The sequence below is a fragment of the Mesorhizobium sp. M3A.F.Ca.ET.175.01.1.1 genome (genome assembly GCF_004791945.1).
In the GTDB taxonomy this organism is placed as follows: domain Bacteria; phylum Pseudomonadota; class Alphaproteobacteria; order Rhizobiales; family Rhizobiaceae; genus Mesorhizobium.
The window spans coordinates 1-507 of sequence record NZ_SRTP01000061.1; the positions used below are offsets into that span (position 1 = coordinate 1).

Genomic DNA, 507 nt, shown 5'->3' on the forward strand with positions numbered 1-507 from the left:
GACAATTACACGCTCAGGCAAATATACTTCATTTCAGTATAATGATCGATTCCGTATTTCGAACCTTCACGGCCTATTCCCGACTGCTTGATGCCGCCAAAGGGCGCAACCTCAGTGGAGATCAGCCCGGTGTTGACCCCCACCATGCCGAACTCGAGAGCCTCCGCCACCCGGAAGATTTTCGAGACATCCCTCGAAAAGAAGTAAGACGCAAGGCCAAATTCAGTGTTGTTTGCCATTTCTATGACCTGTTGCTCGGTCGAAAATTTGAACAGCGGCGCAACAGGTCCGAATGTCTCTTCGCTGGAAAGGCGCATTTCGCCGGTTGCGCCGGTCAAGATAGTGGGCTCAAAAAAGAGGCCCCCTTGGCTCGCAGGTTTGCCACCGGCTTCCACCGTCGCCCCCTTTGCCACGGCGTCGGCGACGTGCTCCAGTACTTTCTTCAACGCGTTCCGGTCGATGAGGGGGCCTGTAGTGACCCCTTCGGTGAAGCCGTCGCCGACCTTC

Annotated in this window: 1 protein-coding gene; it reads right to left on the bottom strand. The window is 55.6% G+C overall.

The window, feature by feature from the left end; translation table 11 throughout:
- Nucleotides 1–5: 5 nt before the first annotated feature.
- A partial coding sequence (locus tag EN818_RS30740) for an aldehyde dehydrogenase family protein (protein ID WP_135906586.1) occupies nt 6–507 on the bottom strand: 502 nt, incomplete at its 5' end.